Annotated in this window: 12 protein-coding genes and 1 pseudogene; 4 read left to right on the top strand and 9 right to left on the bottom strand. The window is 60.7% G+C overall.

Annotated elements, in window-relative coordinates; genetic code table 11:
- Positions 1-257 precede the first annotated feature (257 nt).
- The 4 genes from rimK (at position 258) to FHY19_RS04810 (ending at position 3,874) form a co-directional block, all read left to right on the top strand.
- Entirely contained in the window at positions 258-1,163 is a 906-nt protein-coding gene (gene rimK, locus FHY19_RS04825; protein ID WP_259162393.1) for a 30S ribosomal protein S6--L-glutamate ligase, read from the top strand.
- A gap of 103 nt (positions 1,164-1,266) precedes the next feature.
- Positions 1,267-1,851, top strand: coding sequence for a hypothetical protein (locus tag FHY19_RS04820; protein ID WP_259162384.1), 585 nt, complete (start codon positions 1,267-1,269; stop codon positions 1,849-1,851).
- Positions 1,852-1,869: 18 nt separating this feature from the next.
- Positions 1,870-2,547 (top strand): response regulator transcription factor, encoded by a 678-nt coding sequence (locus FHY19_RS04815; protein ID WP_003490678.1) that lies wholly within the window; start codon positions 1,870-1,872, stop codon positions 2,545-2,547.
- Complete coding sequence (locus tag FHY19_RS04810; RefSeq protein ID WP_259152370.1) at positions 2,540-3,874, top strand: HAMP domain-containing sensor histidine kinase; 1,335 nt, start codon at positions 2,540-2,542, stop codon at positions 3,872-3,874. The genes FHY19_RS04815 and FHY19_RS04810 overlap by 8 nt, the downstream gene beginning before the upstream one ends.
- Before the next feature lie 106 nt (positions 3,875-3,980).
- On the opposite strand, the gene FHY19_RS04805 is transcribed toward FHY19_RS04810, so the two are convergent.
- The 9 genes and pseudogenes from FHY19_RS04805 to FHY19_RS04765 form a co-directional block, all read right to left on the bottom strand.
- Entirely contained in the window at positions 3,981-4,376 is a 396-nt protein-coding gene (locus FHY19_RS04805) for a type I toxin-antitoxin system SymE family toxin (RefSeq protein WP_259162382.1), read from the bottom strand.
- A 442-nt stretch (positions 4,377-4,818) separates the two neighbouring features.
- Positions 4,819-5,127 carry a hypothetical protein gene (locus FHY19_RS04800; protein WP_259162381.1) on the bottom strand — a complete coding sequence of 103 codons (309 nt, stop codon included), beginning with the start codon at positions 5,125-5,127 and terminating at the stop codon, positions 4,819-4,821.
- A gap of 84 nt (positions 5,128-5,211) precedes the next feature.
- A pseudogene (locus FHY19_RS04795) lies at positions 5,212-6,454 on the bottom strand (RHS repeat-associated core domain-containing protein).
- A gap of 75 nt (positions 6,455-6,529) precedes the next feature.
- Positions 6,530-6,889 carry a hypothetical protein gene (locus FHY19_RS04790; RefSeq protein ID WP_259162379.1) on the bottom strand — a complete coding sequence of 120 codons (360 nt, stop codon included), beginning with the start codon at positions 6,887-6,889 and terminating at the stop codon, positions 6,530-6,532.
- Between the two features lie 12 nt (positions 6,890-6,901).
- On the bottom strand, positions 6,902-11,437 hold the full coding sequence (locus tag FHY19_RS04785; protein ID WP_259162378.1) for an RHS repeat-associated core domain-containing protein: 4,536 nt from the start codon (positions 11,435-11,437) through the stop codon (positions 6,902-6,904).
- A gap of 233 nt (positions 11,438-11,670) precedes the next feature.
- Entirely contained in the window at positions 11,671-12,312 is a 642-nt protein-coding gene (coaE, locus tag FHY19_RS04780) for a dephospho-CoA kinase (RefSeq protein ID WP_259162376.1), read from the bottom strand.
- A gap of 13 nt (positions 12,313-12,325) precedes the next feature.
- Positions 12,326-13,189 (bottom strand): A24 family peptidase, encoded by an 864-nt coding sequence (locus FHY19_RS04775; RefSeq protein ID WP_002812278.1) that lies wholly within the window; start codon positions 13,187-13,189, stop codon positions 12,326-12,328.
- 6 nt (positions 13,190-13,195) lie between these two features.
- Positions 13,196-14,398 (bottom strand): type II secretion system F family protein, encoded by a 1,203-nt coding sequence (locus tag FHY19_RS04770; RefSeq protein WP_259163969.1) that lies wholly within the window; start codon positions 14,396-14,398, stop codon positions 13,196-13,198.
- Positions 14,399-14,586: 188 nt separating this feature from the next.
- On the bottom strand, positions 14,587-16,476 hold the full coding sequence (locus FHY19_RS04765) for a hypothetical protein (RefSeq protein WP_259162356.1): 1,890 nt from the start codon (positions 16,474-16,476) through the stop codon (positions 14,587-14,589).
- Between the last annotated feature and the right edge of the window lie 163 nt (positions 16,477-16,639).

Here is a 16,639-nt window from a genome sequence, read left to right as displayed (position 1 = left end):
CTGCATGACAACGCGTGTTGGCGCATGCAACGCAGCTGCCGATTGCTTGAGCGCCGCGTGTACGCCCTGCTAGCATCGAACCGGTTGGGGCAGCGCAGCCTTGCGTTGTTGCAACACATGCCGAGGCGCCATCGCCTCTCCATCCTCGGGGCCGTCGCATACCAGTTCCATCGTCGCGAGCAGGGTCCAGCGCGCCCGCACGCGCGGTCGGCCGGCAGACGTACGGACTTGGGTCACCTCGTCATCAGACTTCGACCATGTCCAGGCCGCGCCGTGTTCCTGCTGCGATGAAAATCGCCATTCTTTCGCGCAACAGCAAGCTGTATTCGACCCGACGGCTCATCGAGGCCGGGCGCAAGCGTGGCCATACTGTGCGCATCCTCGACCCATTGCGCTGCTACATGCGCATCGCCGCCGACGGCTTCAGCCTGCACTACAAGGGCAAGCCGATCACCGGCTTCGATGCAGTGATCCCGCGCATCGGCGCCTCGGTGACCCGCTATGCCACCGCCGTGCTGCGCCAGCTCGAATTCATGGGCACCTACACGCCCAATCCCTCCGATGCCATCCTGCGTTCGCGCGACAAGCTGCGTGCGCATCAACTGCTGGCCGCGCAGGGCATCGACATGCCGGTCACCGTGTTCGGCGACAACCCGGACGACACCCAGGACCTGCTCTCCATGCTCGGCCCGCCACCGCATGTGGTGAAGTTGAACGAGGGTGCGCAGGGCGCCGGGGTGATTCTGACCGAGAAGGCCAGCGCCTCGCGTGGGGTGGTCGAAGCGCTGCGCGGGCTGTACGCCAATTTCATCGTGCAGGAGTTCATCGGCGAGGCCGAAGGCGCCGACCTGCGCTGCTTCGTGGTCGGCGACCGCGTCGTCGCAGCGATGCGCCGCCAGGCAGCTGAAGGCGATTTCCGTTCCAACCTGCATCTTGGCGGCACCGCCGCAGTGGCCCAGGCTACCGAGCAGGAGCAACAGGTGGCGGTGCGTTCGGCACGCGCGCTGGGCCTGGCCGTCGCCGGTGTCGACCTCATCCGATCCAAGCGCGGGCCGCTGGTACTGGAGGTCAATTCGACCCCTGGCCTGGAAGGCGTGGAGGGCGTCTGCGGCGTCGATGTGGCCGCCAGCATCATCCAGCATCTGGAGCAATCGGCCCGTTGATCGGTAGCAGGCTGTTTTTAGCGGAAAATTAACGAAAATATAATCCTTTGATCGCTAGCCTCTGTCGACCGTAGCTCCGCTCTCGGCAGTGACGGTGATCGGGATGAACTTTTGGCCCAAGTGCGGTGTCGCACTTGGGCCTTTTTATGGACGGCTTGCCGGTCTTGAGGTTCACGTCTACATTCAGCTACCAACCACCGATGGAACGACGCGTAAAGCCATGAAAGGACTACTGCTGATATTGCTGTGCGCAGCGCTGCCTGCCTTTGCCGCCGACAAGAAGGCTGTGGATGTGGAGGCTTCCCGCCCATTTGCCGAGCAGGCCGAACAGGTGCGTGTAGACCTGAGGAGCGGCGATAAGTATTCGGAGATCGGTACCGAGGATCGCAGCAGGGTGCTGTCGGCCCTGCAGCGTATAGAAACGGCACTTCAGTCCCGGCCTGCCCCAGGGGAACTCACGCCTGAGTCAAAGATGGCGGTGTTCAATGATCAAGCCATGGTCAACGCACTGTTGAGCAAGGCAGGCGAAGAGAGCCGGATGATCTGTCAGCGTGTGCGTGCAGTGGGCTCCAATCTTTCCACGACGCAATGCATGACGGCGGCCGAACGGCGCCGACTCCGAGAAAGCAACAAAGACGAATTGACGCGGATGCAACGGCAAACTGTCCAGAGGCAGCCGGGTACGTGACCCAACAACGAGGTTCCAGTGCGAATTCTAGTAATTGAAGACAACAGCGATATCGCCGCCAATCTGGGCGACTATCTTGAAGACCGTGGCCACACGGTGGATTTCGCCGCCGATGGCGTCACTGGCCTGCATCTGGCGGTGGTGCACGAGTTCGACGCCATCGTGCTCGATCTCAACCTGCCCGGCATGGACGGCATCGAGGTCTGTCGCAAGCTGCGCAACGAAGCGCGCAAGCAGACGCCGGTGCTGATGCTGACCGCGCGCGATTCGCTGGACAACAAGCTGGCCGGTTTCGACTCCGGTGCCGACGACTACCTGATCAAGCCGTTCGCGCTGCAGGAAGTGGAAGTGCGGCTCAACGCGCTGTCGCGTCGTGGCAAGGGCGTGCACACCCGCGTGCTGGAAACCGGCGACCTGGAATACAACCTGGATACGCTGGAGGTGCGCCGCCGCGGCAAGCTGCTGCAGCTCAACCCGACCGCGCTGAAGATCCTGCAGGCGTTGATGGAGGCATCGCCGGCCGTGGTTACCCGCCAGGAGCTGGAAACCCGCGTCTGGGGCGAAGAATTGCCCGATTCGGATTCGCTGCGCGTGCACATCCACGGTCTGCGCGCGGTGGTCGACAAGCCCTTCGACGTGCCGATGATCCAGACCCGTCACGGCATTGGCTACCGCATCGCCTCGCCCGATGCCTGAGAGTGCCATTGGCCTGCGGCCCGCGCGCAAGCGCGGCCGCTACCGGCGGCGCCTGCGCAGCCGCATCATCCTGTCGTTCGTGCTGTTGGGGTTCTGCCTGACCACGCTGTTCGCCTTCGCCACCAACTGGGCGCGTGCGCGCGTGGAAAACCAGCTGGTCGAAGACGTAATGAACCGCAATATCGACGCCTTCGCGCAGCGGTTCTATTCCGACCCGCTGCGTAACCCGGATTTGCCGGTGCAGCAGATGCGCGGGCGCGTGGTCAAAAGCGACAAGTTCGATGCGCTGCGGCTGGAGCAGCCGGAGTGGTATCAACTGCCCGACGGCATCCACACCATCTCCGGCGTGGACGACGGCGGCAACGCGTATTCGTACAAACTGGCGGTGCGCAAGACACCGAGCGAGTGGTTCTTCCTCGCCTACGACATGACCCAGACCCTCAAGGGCGAGATCCAGCTCAAGCGCACGCTGATGCTCTCGGTGCTGGTGTTCAGCGGCTTCTCGTTGTTGATCGGCTGGTGGTCCGCATCCAAGGTGATGCGCCCGGTGTCGGACCTGGCCGCGCGCCTGCGTGCCTACCGTGGCGGCACCAGCGAACCCAAGCCGCTGGCCGCGCACTTCCCGGACGACGAAGTGGGCCAGCTCGCCGAGGCGCTGGACGATTACTCGGCCCGCCTCACCGAAGTGGTGCAGCGCGACCGCGAGTTCAACGCCGACGTCAGCCACGAATTGCGCACCCCGCTGGCGGTGATCCGTGGCGCCACCGAACTGCTGCTCACCAAGCCCAACCTGGACGAGAAGATGCTGCAACGCCTGCAGCGTATCCAGCGCGCCGAGCAACAATGCAGCGACCTGATCGGCTCGTTGCTGCTGCTCTCGCGCAACGAGCGCGGGCAAGGCAGCAGCAATGTCGCCAAGGTGGCCGAACAGCTGATCGACGCGCACCGCGCCCAGCTCGGCGGCAAACCGCTGGAGCTGCTGCTGGAAGGCGAGCGCGACCTGGTCATCGACGCGCCCGAATCCGCCTTGTCGGTGGCGCTGGGCAATTTGATCGGCAATGCGGTCAAGTACACCCAGGACGGCCAGGTGCGCGTGCGTGTGCGCGGCGACTGCGTGGAAGTCATCGACTCCGGCCCCGGCCTGAGCGAAGAGGATGCCGCCAAACTGTTCCAGCGCGGCTACCGCGGCACCCACGCCGGCCACTCGCAAGGCGGCGGCATCGGCCTGTCGATCGTCAGCCGCCTCTGTGACCTATACGGCTGGCGCGTCAGCGTACGCCCAGGCCAGCAGCGCGGCGTCATAGCAACACTGGCATTCCACCGCTAACCAACCAAGCTAAATTCTGTAGGAGCGCACTCGTGCGCGAGGGCTTTACACATATCGTCCTCCCCACTGCAGGGCCTCCAAACAACAACCGCGGCCCCAAAGCCCCTCAGCGCTCCACCACCGTCACCACCAACTCGCCCTCGCGCGCAGTGATCTGCAGCTTGCAGCCAACCGCAAACCCCAGCTGCTCCAGCCATAACCCACGCAAGCGCACGCTGGGAATCCGCAGGCTATGCGGCCGGCCCGGCTCTGCATCGTAGAACGCATAACCCACCGTGCAGCGCGTGGGCGTGCGTGCCTTGCGCGGTGGGCGCGGCGGCAGATCGTCCACGCGGGGCCTGTGGGGACGGTCGACGTCCAGGTTGTCCACATCGAACGTGGGCGAGGGCACCAGCCGCATGGGCTGCGTGTCCTTTGCCGGCGTGGTCGACCGCTTTGCGGTAGCGGCGCGCTTGGCATTTGATTTGGACCGCTTGGCGGTTGGAGACTGCGCCCGGCTCATCGCCTCACCTCCGCCAGCACCACCGAGCGACGACGCCCACCAGCCAATATCGATGCATCTGTCATGACAACGCCTCCTTCGAAAAATAGGCACCGTCGCCGGCCGGCGACGGGATGTCGGGAGGTTAGAAACCGCTCATAGCCGGCGGGCGTATTCCTCCAGAAGGAGTGTTGTATTAGCCGCCCTCCCGACGCAGGCATCGCGTCGGCTTGCGCCTTCGAACAGGCACAAAAAACCCACCAGTTTGACGGAGGTGGGTACCGCTATGAGAGGAGTTTCTACGCTCCTTGAGGCAGAGGTTGCTACTGGTCGATTGGGATGTCAACTGCCCCCGAATAAAGATTTCAGTAGTGTGAGTGCCATCGCTAGAAATTTACGCGTAACTCCGGAATTAAGAGTGATTCGGTTTCTTTGCGAGGAATGTTTTAGTCAGAATCGCTAATTAACCTTGACCTCTGGTGTTCTGCGACGAGTTGATTTTATTTATGGCATTTTCTATTGCGGTGATTGCTGGCTTGACGCTAGGGTGAGATTGAACCCATAAATCCCCGAGATATTGACGCACGTTCAATTGTGCCAACTCCTCAAGCAATTTACCTGATGTCTCTGCTTGTAAGAGTTTGTGTGCCGCTCCCATTACATTCTCTGTAATCTCGGCATTGCCGCAGCCGAGCTCATCCCCCCATTCTTTTTGAATGGAGGATATTAGTTTTCCAATGGCGCGGGCAGCCTCACTTCTATTTTTCTTCATTTTTTATTGATCACAGGCATGCCCATCTTTGGCATTTGCGAGAATATTCATTTTCCAACTTTCGAAGTTCGCCAAGCCTTCTATTTAGTAGTTTTTCATGACCCCTAACCGTGTCTTTTTTCCATAAATTTCTTGGCTGGTATTCTCAATTTTCCTCGCAAGGCTTCGGCAATACTCGCCATTCGGATCTTCTTGTCCACTCCAGGGAATTGGGGCTGCGGAATCGAGCGGCGTAGCGATAGGGCGTGGTAGCACCGCTGGTCTTGCTAGGGTGGGTGCCAGCCACGGTAAAACAATTTCAAGTCCGTATATGTCGACGAAATTGTAGGGATCAGAGCTTACATAGGAATACGTACTAATGCCGCCAATAAGGCCAGTAGGGTCTGATTCGACATAGCGGCCAGTATAAGATTCGTAATCTCTGAAGAAGTTTTGATTGAATCCACTCGCAGCGTCGTACCGCTGCCCCGGGAAACGCATATCCAACACCAGCGCCGCACCATCCCCATCAGGATCCTGATTCGGCGCGGTGTTGCCGAAGGCTTCGCCCTTCAAACTCCACGTCCACACCGCGACATCGCGGGTGGGGTCGATGACCACACGAGGGCTGCCGAGGTGATCGGGTTCGATGTAGTGCAGCGTGTTGGCGTTAGCCAGCAGGCCCACCGGTAGATCGTCCAGCCAGATCGCCTGCTGCTTGGCCGCGCCGTTGCTGTCGTAGTCGCCCAGCCAATGGCCGGCTTCGTCATAGAGCGTGTAGGTGTTGGTGGTGCCGAGGAAGCGGCGCACCTGCTCGCCACGGCCGTTGTAGCGGTAGTTCATGGTCACCGCGCCGGCGCGGCGGGCCTGGGTCATGCGGCCGGTGGCGTCGTAGGTGTACTGGCGCGCGGTGCCGCCGATGGCGGTGGTATTGCCGCTGGCATCGTAGCTGCGGGCCACGCCGGCCACGGCACTGAGGCGATGGCTGTCGGCCGGGTAGGTGTAGGCCTGCGTGGCCGTGCCGACCTTGGCGCTGAGGCGGTTGCCGGTGGCATCGTAGCTGTAGCCGTCGATCAGCGTGCCGGTGATGCCGTCCTTGAGGCCGGTCAGGCGGCCCAGGGTGTCGTAGCCCAGGCCGATCTCCGGCGTGGGATTGCCGGCGGGCGTCAGCGCGGTGAGATTGCCGACCGGGTCGAAGCCGAAGCCCACTTCCAGCCCGCCCGGGCGGGTGTCCTGGATCGCTTGCGGGCGGTAGTCCAGATCGTACTGGCGGGCGAGGGTGCGGCCTGCCGTAGGTCCAGCCTGCAGCCGGGCCGAATGGGTAGTAGCTGGCATTGCCCAGCAGCACCTGCCCGCTGCCGCCGGTAGGGGACATGCCAAATGTGGTTCTTGGCTCTGGCTGCTGCGCACGTGTATGTCGGCCTTAGTCTTCTGTTTCTGTTATCTGCCAGACTGCTCCGTCCTTGTTGTACCAGGTATATCTTCCGCTCCTCTTTCCATGTTTAAAAACTCCTTCTTCTTTTAAAGTTCCATTTTCCCACCAGCTACGATAATGGCCATGTAGTTCGCCGTTTTCGTACTGGCTCTCACAGTTGAGATTCCCACCTTCACCCCATGTCCTGCTTAAACCATGAGCTTTTCCATCTTTGAAATTTGCGTCGCTGAGCAGTATTCCTCGAGAATTCCATATTCTCAAGTAACCATTCAGGACATCATTGGTGTATTCGCCTTCCTCAATGAGGTTGCCTTGTGCATCGTGGCGCCGATTTATCTCATTTTTCATATATTTCCGTTATTAATGTGGATAATCACGAGAAGGAGACCACTCAGGTGGCTCATTGGGATCAGGCTTGCCTCCATTACTCGTGCAGAGTTGGAATCTATATCTTGCACGGTCACGGCATGCACGAACCCATCTCGCCCCAAGACTTCCCCATATCACGCATTTACCCGATTCTTCCTGCCAACGGTTATAGCATCTATCTGGGTCATCTCCACAGACCGTCCCAGCGATCGCAATTGAGTTGCTGATCAGTTGGCCTAGGGGGAATTGGGATGAATTCACCATCGGTGAGCCCAAAATTCCTCCCAGTATCTGCTCTGCGGAAGGGTCGGGTGGATAGGCTGGCTGCCCATTAGCTCCATAATTGTTTGGGCTATTCGGATTATTGAGTCCACCTGTGGAGCCGCCAAAACCTGGTTGTGGCAGACGTATGACTCTTTGAAGGCCATAAGGGTCAACTGATGTCATCGGGGCGGATTGAACATACGCAAAGGTGGATAAACCACCCTCAAGTCCAATCGGATCACTCTGCCCATACCGCCCGGTAGCCGCCTCATAATCCCGGAAGTAGTTCTGGTTCAACCCACTCGCTGCGTCGTACCGTTGCCCCGGGAAACGCATATCCAACACCAGCGCCGCACCATCCCCATCAGGATCCTGATTCGGCGCGGTGTTGCCGAAGGCTTCGCCCTTCAAACTCCACGTCCACACCGCGACATCGCGGGTGGGGTCGATGACCACACGAGGGCTGCCGAGGTGATCGGGTTCGATGTAGTGCAGCGTGTTGGCGTTAGCCAGCAGGCCCACCGGTAGATCGTCCAGCCAGATCGCCTGCTGCTTGGCCGCGCCGTTGCTGTCGTAGTCGCCCAGCCAATGGCCGGCTTCGTCATAGAGCGTGTAGGTGTTGGTGGTGCCGAGGAAGCGGCGCACCTGCTCGCCTTTTCCGTTGTAGCGGTAGTTCATCGTCACCGCGCCGGCGCGGCGGGCCTGGGTCATGCGGCCGGTGGTGTCGTAGGTGTACTGGCGCGCGGTGCCGCCGATGGCGGTGGTGTTGCCGGTGGCATCGTAACTGCGGGCCACGCCAGCCACCGCGCTGAGGCGATGGCTGTCGGCCGGGTAGGTGTAGGCCTGCGTGGCCGTGCCGACCTTGGCGCTGAGGCGGTTGCCGGTGGCGTCGTAGCTGTAGCCGTCGATCAGCGTGCCGGTGCGGCCGTCCTTAAGGCCGGTGAGGCGGCCCAGGGTGTCGTAGCCCAGGCCGATTTCCGGCGTGGGATTGCCGGCGGGCGTCAGCGCGGTGAGATTGCCGACCGGGTCGAAGCCGAAGCCCACCTCCAGCCCGCCCGGGCGGGTGTCCTGGATCGCCTGCGGGCGGTAGTCCAGATCGTACTGGCGGGCGAGGGTGCGGCCATTGCCGTAGGTCCAACCGGCAGCCGGGCCGAATGGGTAGTAGCTGGCATTGCCCAGCAGCACCTGCCGGCTGCCGCCGGCCGGGGTCACGCCGACCTCGGTGGTCTGGCCTTGGGTGTTACGCACGTAATCGACCACCGCCCCGTCGGGATACGTCATCCGCCGCAGCTGGCCGCCGACGGTGTAGTCGTAGCGCAGTACCAGCGCCTTGCCGTTACTGGTTTGCACCTTGCGCACCAGATCGCCGAAGCGGTTGTAGCAGTACTGGGTGATGGCGCCGCCGTCCTGCATTTTGGTCAGGCGGCCGATGGAGAAGGTCTCCCCGTTCGCGCAGCCCGTCTGCGTCACGTCGTAGGTGTAGGCGACATTGAGGCCGCTGGTGGGGTAGGTGGCCTTGGTCAGGCGATTGAGCGCGTCGTAGCCATAGCCGGTGACGTTGCCACGCGCATCGGTCTGGGTGGCGCGGTTGCCGGCGCTGTCGTAGGTGTAGCTGGTGACGCCGGTGTCCGGGCTGGTGAGCTTCACCAGATCGCCAAAGCCGTTGTACTCGTATTTGGTATCCAGGCCCTTGGGGTCGGTGACCTTGGTGAGGTTGTCCAGCGCGTCGTAGTCGAAGGTGGTGCCCGCCTTGATGCCGGCCACATCCTGCAGCGTGCGCGCGAGGCGATTGAGCGGGTCGTACTCGCTCTGCGTTGCGGTTGCCAGCGCATCGGTCACGGTGGTGGGGTTGCCGTTGGCGTCGTAGCCGAAGTCGGTGGGATCGCCCACGGCGGTGGCCTGCGTCTTGAGTTGGCCGAGCTCGTTGTAGACGCGCGAAAGCGTGCTCTTCAACGTGCCGGCCGCGTCCTTGGTGTCTTCCTTTACGCGATTGCCGGCATTGTCCAGGGTGTAGTGGATGGTGTTGCCAGCGTTATCGGTGATATCGGTGAGCCGATGCGCCGCATCGTAGGTGAAGGCGGTGAACGCGCCATCGGGCTGGGTGACCTGTTTGACCAGGCCGGTGGGCCAGTAGTCGATGCGGGTGATGCGGTCATCGGCCTCGATGGACGCGTCGGCCCCGCGCACCTTGGTGGCGGTCAGCCAACCGCGCGGGTGGTAGCTGTAGTCGGTGACGATGCCGTTGGCGTCCTTGATGGACAGCGGGCGGCCGGCGCCGTCGTAGGCCAGGTATTCGGTGACGCGGCCTAGGGCGCTTGTGACTTTCCACAAGTCGCCTTTGCGATGCGCACAGGTCGTAGGTGTTGCGGCGCAGCTCGCATCATCGCTGAGGTAGTAGCTGTAGCTCGTGCTGTCGGCGATATCGGTGCGCGGGCCATCGCTGGACAGCAGCGCACCTGCTAGCGGACAGCTGCCTGCAGCGACATCGGCATCTTCGCAATAGCGCCGCGTGGCGACACGCGCTGCAGCGCCGGCGGGGTCGAGTTGCGAGACGGTCAGTGCCTGGCCTCTGGCGTTGTAGGTCCAGGTTGTCCTGGCCACCAGCGCATTGGCGGCGTCATAGCTGCGGCGGTCTATAGGTTGACGCAAGCTGGCGTGCCACTCGGTTTGCACCGTGCGCTTGCGGCCGGCCGTATCGTTGGCGGCATCGATCTTGCTGGTCAGGAGGCCGCGATGGTTGTAGTTCCAGTCAGTGGAGACGCCGGCAAAATCGATCTCAAGATCGGGATAGCCATTGCCGTCATAGCTGCGGGACTGGAACGACGCACCTGTGCATTCCGGGCACAGCCCTTGGACAGCTGCCACCTTGGCCTGGCCGAGCTTGGACAGGCCAGTGCGCGTGATGGTGTTTCCTGATGGCGTTGTGACGGTAGAGGCGGTACCTGCATAGGCAATCGTAAATTGGTCGATCGCGCCTGCCGGATTGCCATGCACGCTGCGGGTCACGCGTTTTTGCGCATCGTAGCTCCATGACGCATAGACCTGGCCTTGTGCATCGCGATGTGTCGTCAGCGCATCCGGAAAGCGTGAATCGCCATATCCATAGCTGGCCACCATTGAGGAGGCCGATGCCCCTGCCGCCTGCAAGGCCACCGAGCTCAAGCGTCCTTGGGTGTCATAGCCATAACCGAGGATTGAGCCATCGGGGAGCGTGGCCTGGACGATCCTGCCGGCTTGGTAGGTAAATATGATTTGCCGGCCGCGTAGGTCCCGCACCGACTGCAATTGCGCGGCGGCATAGGTCAACGTCAGCCGCTCCCCATCCGGATAGGCCATGCCGGTCAGTTTGCCGTCGGGGCCGAAGGTTTCCTGCGTATCGTCTGCAGTGGTGACTTGCCAGCCGGTCCGCACGCCGTTGTCGAGGAGTTCGGTCAGCACTTCGCGTACGTCCCAGTCGGGCGTCCAGGTCCCGTTGGCAGACTTCTTGAAGGTGTAGAAATTGCCGCTGGGACGGGTCAGGACCACGGTTTCTGCATCGGCCACCGTCAACGCACGTGCGTAGCTGTGCCGCCATGTGGAACCGAGCGCGGTAACGGGTTGCAAGCCAGCTGCGCTGCTGTAATAGCGTACGAACTCCAGATGTCCAACCGGGGCGCGGTAATCGACTGCGGTTTCGAGTTTGGCCCCGGTGAACACGTTAGCGGGGTTGCCAGCCGTGGTCGGCCCGGTGGTGGCGTCGCAACAGCCGTTGTTCTTGCCGGGATCGATTGGTGGAGGAGATGCGCAGACTGCGCCGTTGGGCGTGGCGACTGGCTGGCTGCCGTTGGTGCCGACGGTGTACTCGCAGCCTTGTTGGCAGACTTTGCCGGTGCTGCCGGCTGCAGGTGCAATGGATGGGCGAGCGGTGCAGGTGGAGGCGTAAAAGCTACTGTCTAAATAGGAAACCCAAGTGAAGTTATCAAATGCGCGATAGCATTCGACGACTGCTTCGTAACGCTGGGTGTATGTTCGATCGTTCACTTTTCCACTGTGAATATTTACGCCTCCAGAGATGCAAATCGCTTCGTTGCCTTCCCTCAAAGCATTGAGATATGCCTGCCCTTGGTCACATAGGCTAGTGCCCGCATTGCAAAGAGCTGAGTCTCCAGCGTAAGCCTTTTGCATTGGGACCAAATAAGAAAGCGCTGCAACGAGTGCAAGCAGAAGTCCAAACAAAGTGCCGCGAGGACTTTTTTCGTGCATCCAACGCTCAAGATCCTTCATCGCCTCAACTCTCCGTGTCGTGTGTTCTTTGGCAAGCCGCGGTAGCGGTGCATGTGTGGGCAAAGCATACCGAAAAAGAAATGCTCTCAATCGAGTAGGCAGACTCTTAATCCAGCCGTTGGTCGGAAGTGCTGCAAGCCGTTCTTGCTCTTTGTCTGGCAGCCTCTTTGTCTGGCAGCCGGAATCTGACTCCGTTCGCTGGTATTGCAAGCGGGTTATAGTTTTTTAGAAGTTCAGGAATGCTGGAAGGTGGCTGCCGTGCCCCGCTTGGCCAACGCGCGTACGCGATAGTCCGCATCCAGCTTGGCTGACGCTCCTGCCAGGTGTTTTGCATGACCCTCGTTGCTCACGACATCATCGGCAATGGCCAAGCGCTGTTCGCGCGAGGCTTGAGCGGCAATCATTTGATCGGCCAACGCTGGTGTACTGCCGTCGCGCTGAATCAGTCGCGCGTGCTGCGTCGCAACCGGGACATCGACAGCCAGGATGCGGTCCAGCCAGGGGTACGTCATCCGCCCGCCGGCTTCTGTGAGCAAGGGGATCGCGACGATGGCGTAGAGGCTATCGGCGGCCAGTGCCGCACGTTGTAGCTCGGCCCGAATTGCAGGATGGGTGATCGCTTCGAGCGTCCGCCGTTGCGTGGGATCGCCGAAGACGATCTGACGCAGCGCTTGGCGGTCCAGTGTCCCATCCGGTAACAGGATCCCGTGGCCGAACTGCTCGGTGATGGCATCGAGGATGGGACCGGGCGTCACGACCTGCCGCGCAACGATATCGGCATCAATCACGGGTACGCCCAGTTTCTCGAACTCGGCGGCGAGGGCACTCTTGCCGGAGGCGATGCCGCCAGTGAGGCCGACGATGAAATCGCTCATCGCCGTGCCCCAGTCAACGCAAGCCTGCGAAGTGCAGGTAGCCGTCCACCAGATCGTTGCCCCAGAAGAAAACCACCCAGCCGGCAATGGCCAGGTAGGGGCCGAAGGGAATCGGGGTGGCGCGGTCGCGGCCCTTGGCCACCAGCCAGATCGAGCCGAGGATGGCGCCGACCAGCGAGGAAATCAGGATGATCGGCAGGATGCCTTTCAGCCCGCACCAGGCGCCGAGCGCGGCCAGTAGCTTGAAGTCGCCGTGGCCCATGCCTTCCTTGCCGGTGAGCTGCTTGAACAGCCACCACACCGTCCACAGCGAGACATAGCCGACCGCCGCGCCCAGCAGGGCGGGCTTGGCCGGCATGTAGAGGTTGTCCATCGAGCCGACCAGGCCCAGCCACATCAGCGGCAGGGTCAGCTGATCCGGCAGCAGCTTGTGGCGCAGGTCGATGCCCGACATCGCCACCAGGAAGCAGCTCAGTACGATTGCGCCGAAGCCTTGCCAGCCAAAGCCGAAGCGCCAGACGCTGGCCACGCACAGGATCGAGGTCAACAGCTCCACCAGCGGGTACTGGAGGGAGATCGGCTTGCCGCTGTAGCGCGACTTGCCGCGCAGCATCAGCCAGCTAAAGAGCGGGATGTTCTCCCACCACTTGAGCTTGTCGCCGGTGACGGGGTCGTGCGAGGGCTCCACCACGATCCCCGGCGGCGGCGGCTCGTAGATGTCCGGCAGCTCCAGGATTTCGCGCGCATCGCGCCGCCACTGCCACTCCATGCGCTTGGGCAAGCGCAGGATTACCACGTTCAGGAAGCTGCCGATCAGCAGTCCCAGTCCGGCCGCGGCGGGAAAGCCGAGACCGGGATGCTGGTCTAGAAATGCCATTACGTCTTATCCAACGACTGCGCCCAACTTGAAGATGGGCAGATACATGCCGATCACCATACCGCCGACAACGACACCGATGAAGATCATGATCATCGGCTCCAGCAGGCTGCTCAAGGCATCTACCGCATTGTTCACGTCCTGCTCGAAGTAATCGGCCACTTTGAACAGCATGGTATCCAATGCGCCGGCCTCTTCGCCGATGGCGGTCATCTGGATCACCATATGCGGAAACAGGTTGACCTGCTTCATCGACAGGTTGACCGGGTAGCCGACCGACACGTCGTCGCGCATGCGCAGCACCGCTTCTTCGTAGACCTTGTTGCCGGTGGCGCCGGCCACGATGCTCAGCGCCTCCACCAACGGAACACCAGCCTTGAAGGTCACCGCCGTGGTACGCGCGAACCGGGCAATGGCACTGTCGTGCATGATCTTGCCGATGACCGGCACCTTCAAGATCAGCCGGTCGAACAGATGCTGCATTTTCGGCGAGCGCTTGTAGCCCATCACTAGCCCGACGACCGAGCCGATTGCGATCAGCAACATCGGCAGCCACCACGACACCATGAAACGTGAACAATTCACGATCATCTGGGTAAACGCCGGCAACTCCGCGCCAAAGCTGGAGAAGACGGTTTCGAATTGCGGTACAACCCAGATGAGCAGGATGGAACTGACGATCAGCGCAACGGCCATCACCATCGCCGGATAGAACAGCGCCTTCTTGATCTTGCCCTTCAGGGCTTCGATGTTTTCCTTATATGTCGCCACCGTTTCCAGCACAGTATCGAGAACGCCGGCACTTTCGCCCGCTTTGACCAGGTTGCGGTACAGCTCGTCGAATTGCACCGGATGCTTGCTGATGGCCTCGTTGAGCGACAGGCCGCCCTCGATGTCGGTGCGGATTTCGCCGACCATCTTCTTCATGCGCGGGTTCTTGGCGCCCTCGCCGATAATCTCAAGCGCCCCCACAATGGGTACACCGGATTTCATCATGGTAGCCATTTGTCGGCTAAAAAATGCAATGTCCTTGGGCTTGATTGGCTTGCCCGCTGCGCCAAACAACGGCTTGGGCTTGGTCTTGACCACGGTCGGCGTGATACCGCGCCGCCGGAGTTCGGCGCGCAGCATGTTGGCATTGCGGGCGAGCTCGTCCCCCTTCATCTTGACGCCGCGCTTGTCTGTCCCCTCCCAGACAAAGGTCGCCATCTGATTCGTGCGGTTTGTCGCGGAAGGCGGTTTTTTCGCCGTAGTGATCGCAACCAAGGCCTATCTCCCCGCCGGCACCCCATGCCGGCATAGTCTGCTGATGATAGCCGTTCGTGCCCTCAGTGGCACGCGCCGGCTGGCGTTCGAGGCGACTCCCTGAATCGAGTCAGCCATAGGCTTTAATACTCCTAATTCGTAGGGCTTACTTCTGTTTCGGCCAAACCGGGCAATGCCTTGGATGCCGCGTAGTCATTGATTTCCTTGAGCATTGCTCTCAGGGCGACGCCACGCACAGCTCCAGGCAGCTGACTGATGCGTTCGTACCCGGCCCGTTGCATCAGTTCCCAAAATGCTTTCTTTGCACCCGCAAGGTCGTCTTGGTGCAGCAGCAATTTGACGTGGAATAGCGCAATCGACGGATCTTTGCTGTAGGGCCAAGCCAACTGCGTCTGCTGTAGTGCAAGGCGCCAGTCGCCGGCTTGGTAGTAGGCTAGGGCAGCGTTGTAACGGAGTGTCACCTTGGGTTGGGAGGCGTCGCGTGTATCCACCGCCTGGTCGACAATGCTTACGATCGTGTCCGCCAACAAGCGTGGGGTGATGCGTCCGCAGCCGTCACGCTGACGGATTTCCACCAAATTGCTGGCGGCATACGGCATCACTGGATTGATGGACTTTGGATGCCGCTCGGCTGCAGATTGTAGGAGAGCAGGGTCACTGTCTTTGTTGAGATAGCAGTTCAAGATCGTGAGCTCAATCTTGCCCACGCCGGCAACACCTCGATCCTCGTTGGTGGCTAAACGCTGAAACACGTGATACGTGTCTTGTACTAGCCCAGCCTGCATTGCCGCAAATCCAAATGCCACACTTGCCCTGGCAGAGCTGGGATGCGCCTCCACTGCCGCCATACTGATGCCGAGCGATGTCTTCCAAACCAACGCGCGCGACAGGGTTTGACCCGAGATGACTGCAATAAAGCCTAGCGAGATCAGCCACCCAATGGCGCGTACTCGTACCCCATGTCTGCCGAGAGCTTGCAAGGCTGCAGTGACCAGACTGACGGCCAGCAGCCAGATCCCTATTTGAGGCAGATAGTTGCGGTGTTCGTAGTAGAGCTCGATGGGGACGATGCTTGCCTCGACCGAGTGCGCAACCAGGAACCAAAACCATCCCACGAATACTCCTGGCAACCTTTTACGCACAGCAACAGCAGCCAGGCTCGCGACAATCAAGCCAATCAATGCGGGAAGCGTGGTGATAGGGTCGGTCAAGCCATGTGAGATTCTGAAGTCGTCATTGTAAATACCCATTGCCGGCGAGTACGGTACCAGCAGCATCCTGCAGTAGTCCCAAAGCGCGCGCGGTTGGCTGAGCAGGCGCTCAGCTGGCGTCATGCCCCATTCGAGCATGGCCGATTGCAGGCTCTGCCATTTCCAGATTAAGAGGCATGTAATAAGTAAGAGAGGAAGCAGTAGCAGGATCGAAAACAGCCAGCGCAGCATTGGCGGCCACTCGCGTGGTTGCTGGAGCCAGCCGAGTTCGACAACCAAACAAAGGCCGATGAGCACGATGGCGCTCTGCTTACCTTGAATGCCTAAGAAAGTTAGAAGCGGAATCCCTACAAACAGCAGAGCTCCAGCGCGTAGTTCGGAGATGGTTCCAGCCAGCATCCGGTTGCGCACGCTGACGTAGAGCCAAACGCCCAGCAATGGAAAGAGCGTGGCGATCTGGCTCATGCGCTGCACGACATACAGCACAGTGCTAACGTTGAGCGGGTGCAGCAGCCAGATCGCGCAGATCATCGCCGCCATCAAATTGGCGTGCGGGCCAAGCGTCTTGTCCCGCGCTAGCATGCGCCGTAGCGTGGCATAGGCGACCCAGCCGCAGATCAAATGCAGCAGCAGATTTCCAAGTTTCAACGAGAAACTGGTTTCCCCGCCGATTGCCACATTTGCGGCCAAGCTGATCATTGCCAAAGAGCGGTGGAACAACCAGTTGCCGTTGCTCGCAACTACACCCCAAAAATCGATCTGTCCCTGCCGCCAAGATTGAATCAATTCAAGGTGCTGGCCGTCATCCATCAGGAAGGGGCCGTTGAGACCTGGCCAATACACCGCGGTTGCAAGGATGCTAGCGGCGACAAGCCATATGATTGGTTGGTACCTAGAGCGCATAACGGACATATATGATTTAGGATCTTCAGGGCAATAAAGAAAAAAACCCCGGTTACCCGGGGTCTTCTTT

This window comes from Xanthomonas sp. 4461 (assembly GCF_024806475.1).
Classification (GTDB): domain Bacteria; phylum Pseudomonadota; class Gammaproteobacteria; order Xanthomonadales; family Xanthomonadaceae; genus Xanthomonas; species Xanthomonas arboricola_F.
Note: the sequence above shows the minus strand (reverse complement) of the source record. Positions and strands in the feature narration are given on the sequence as shown.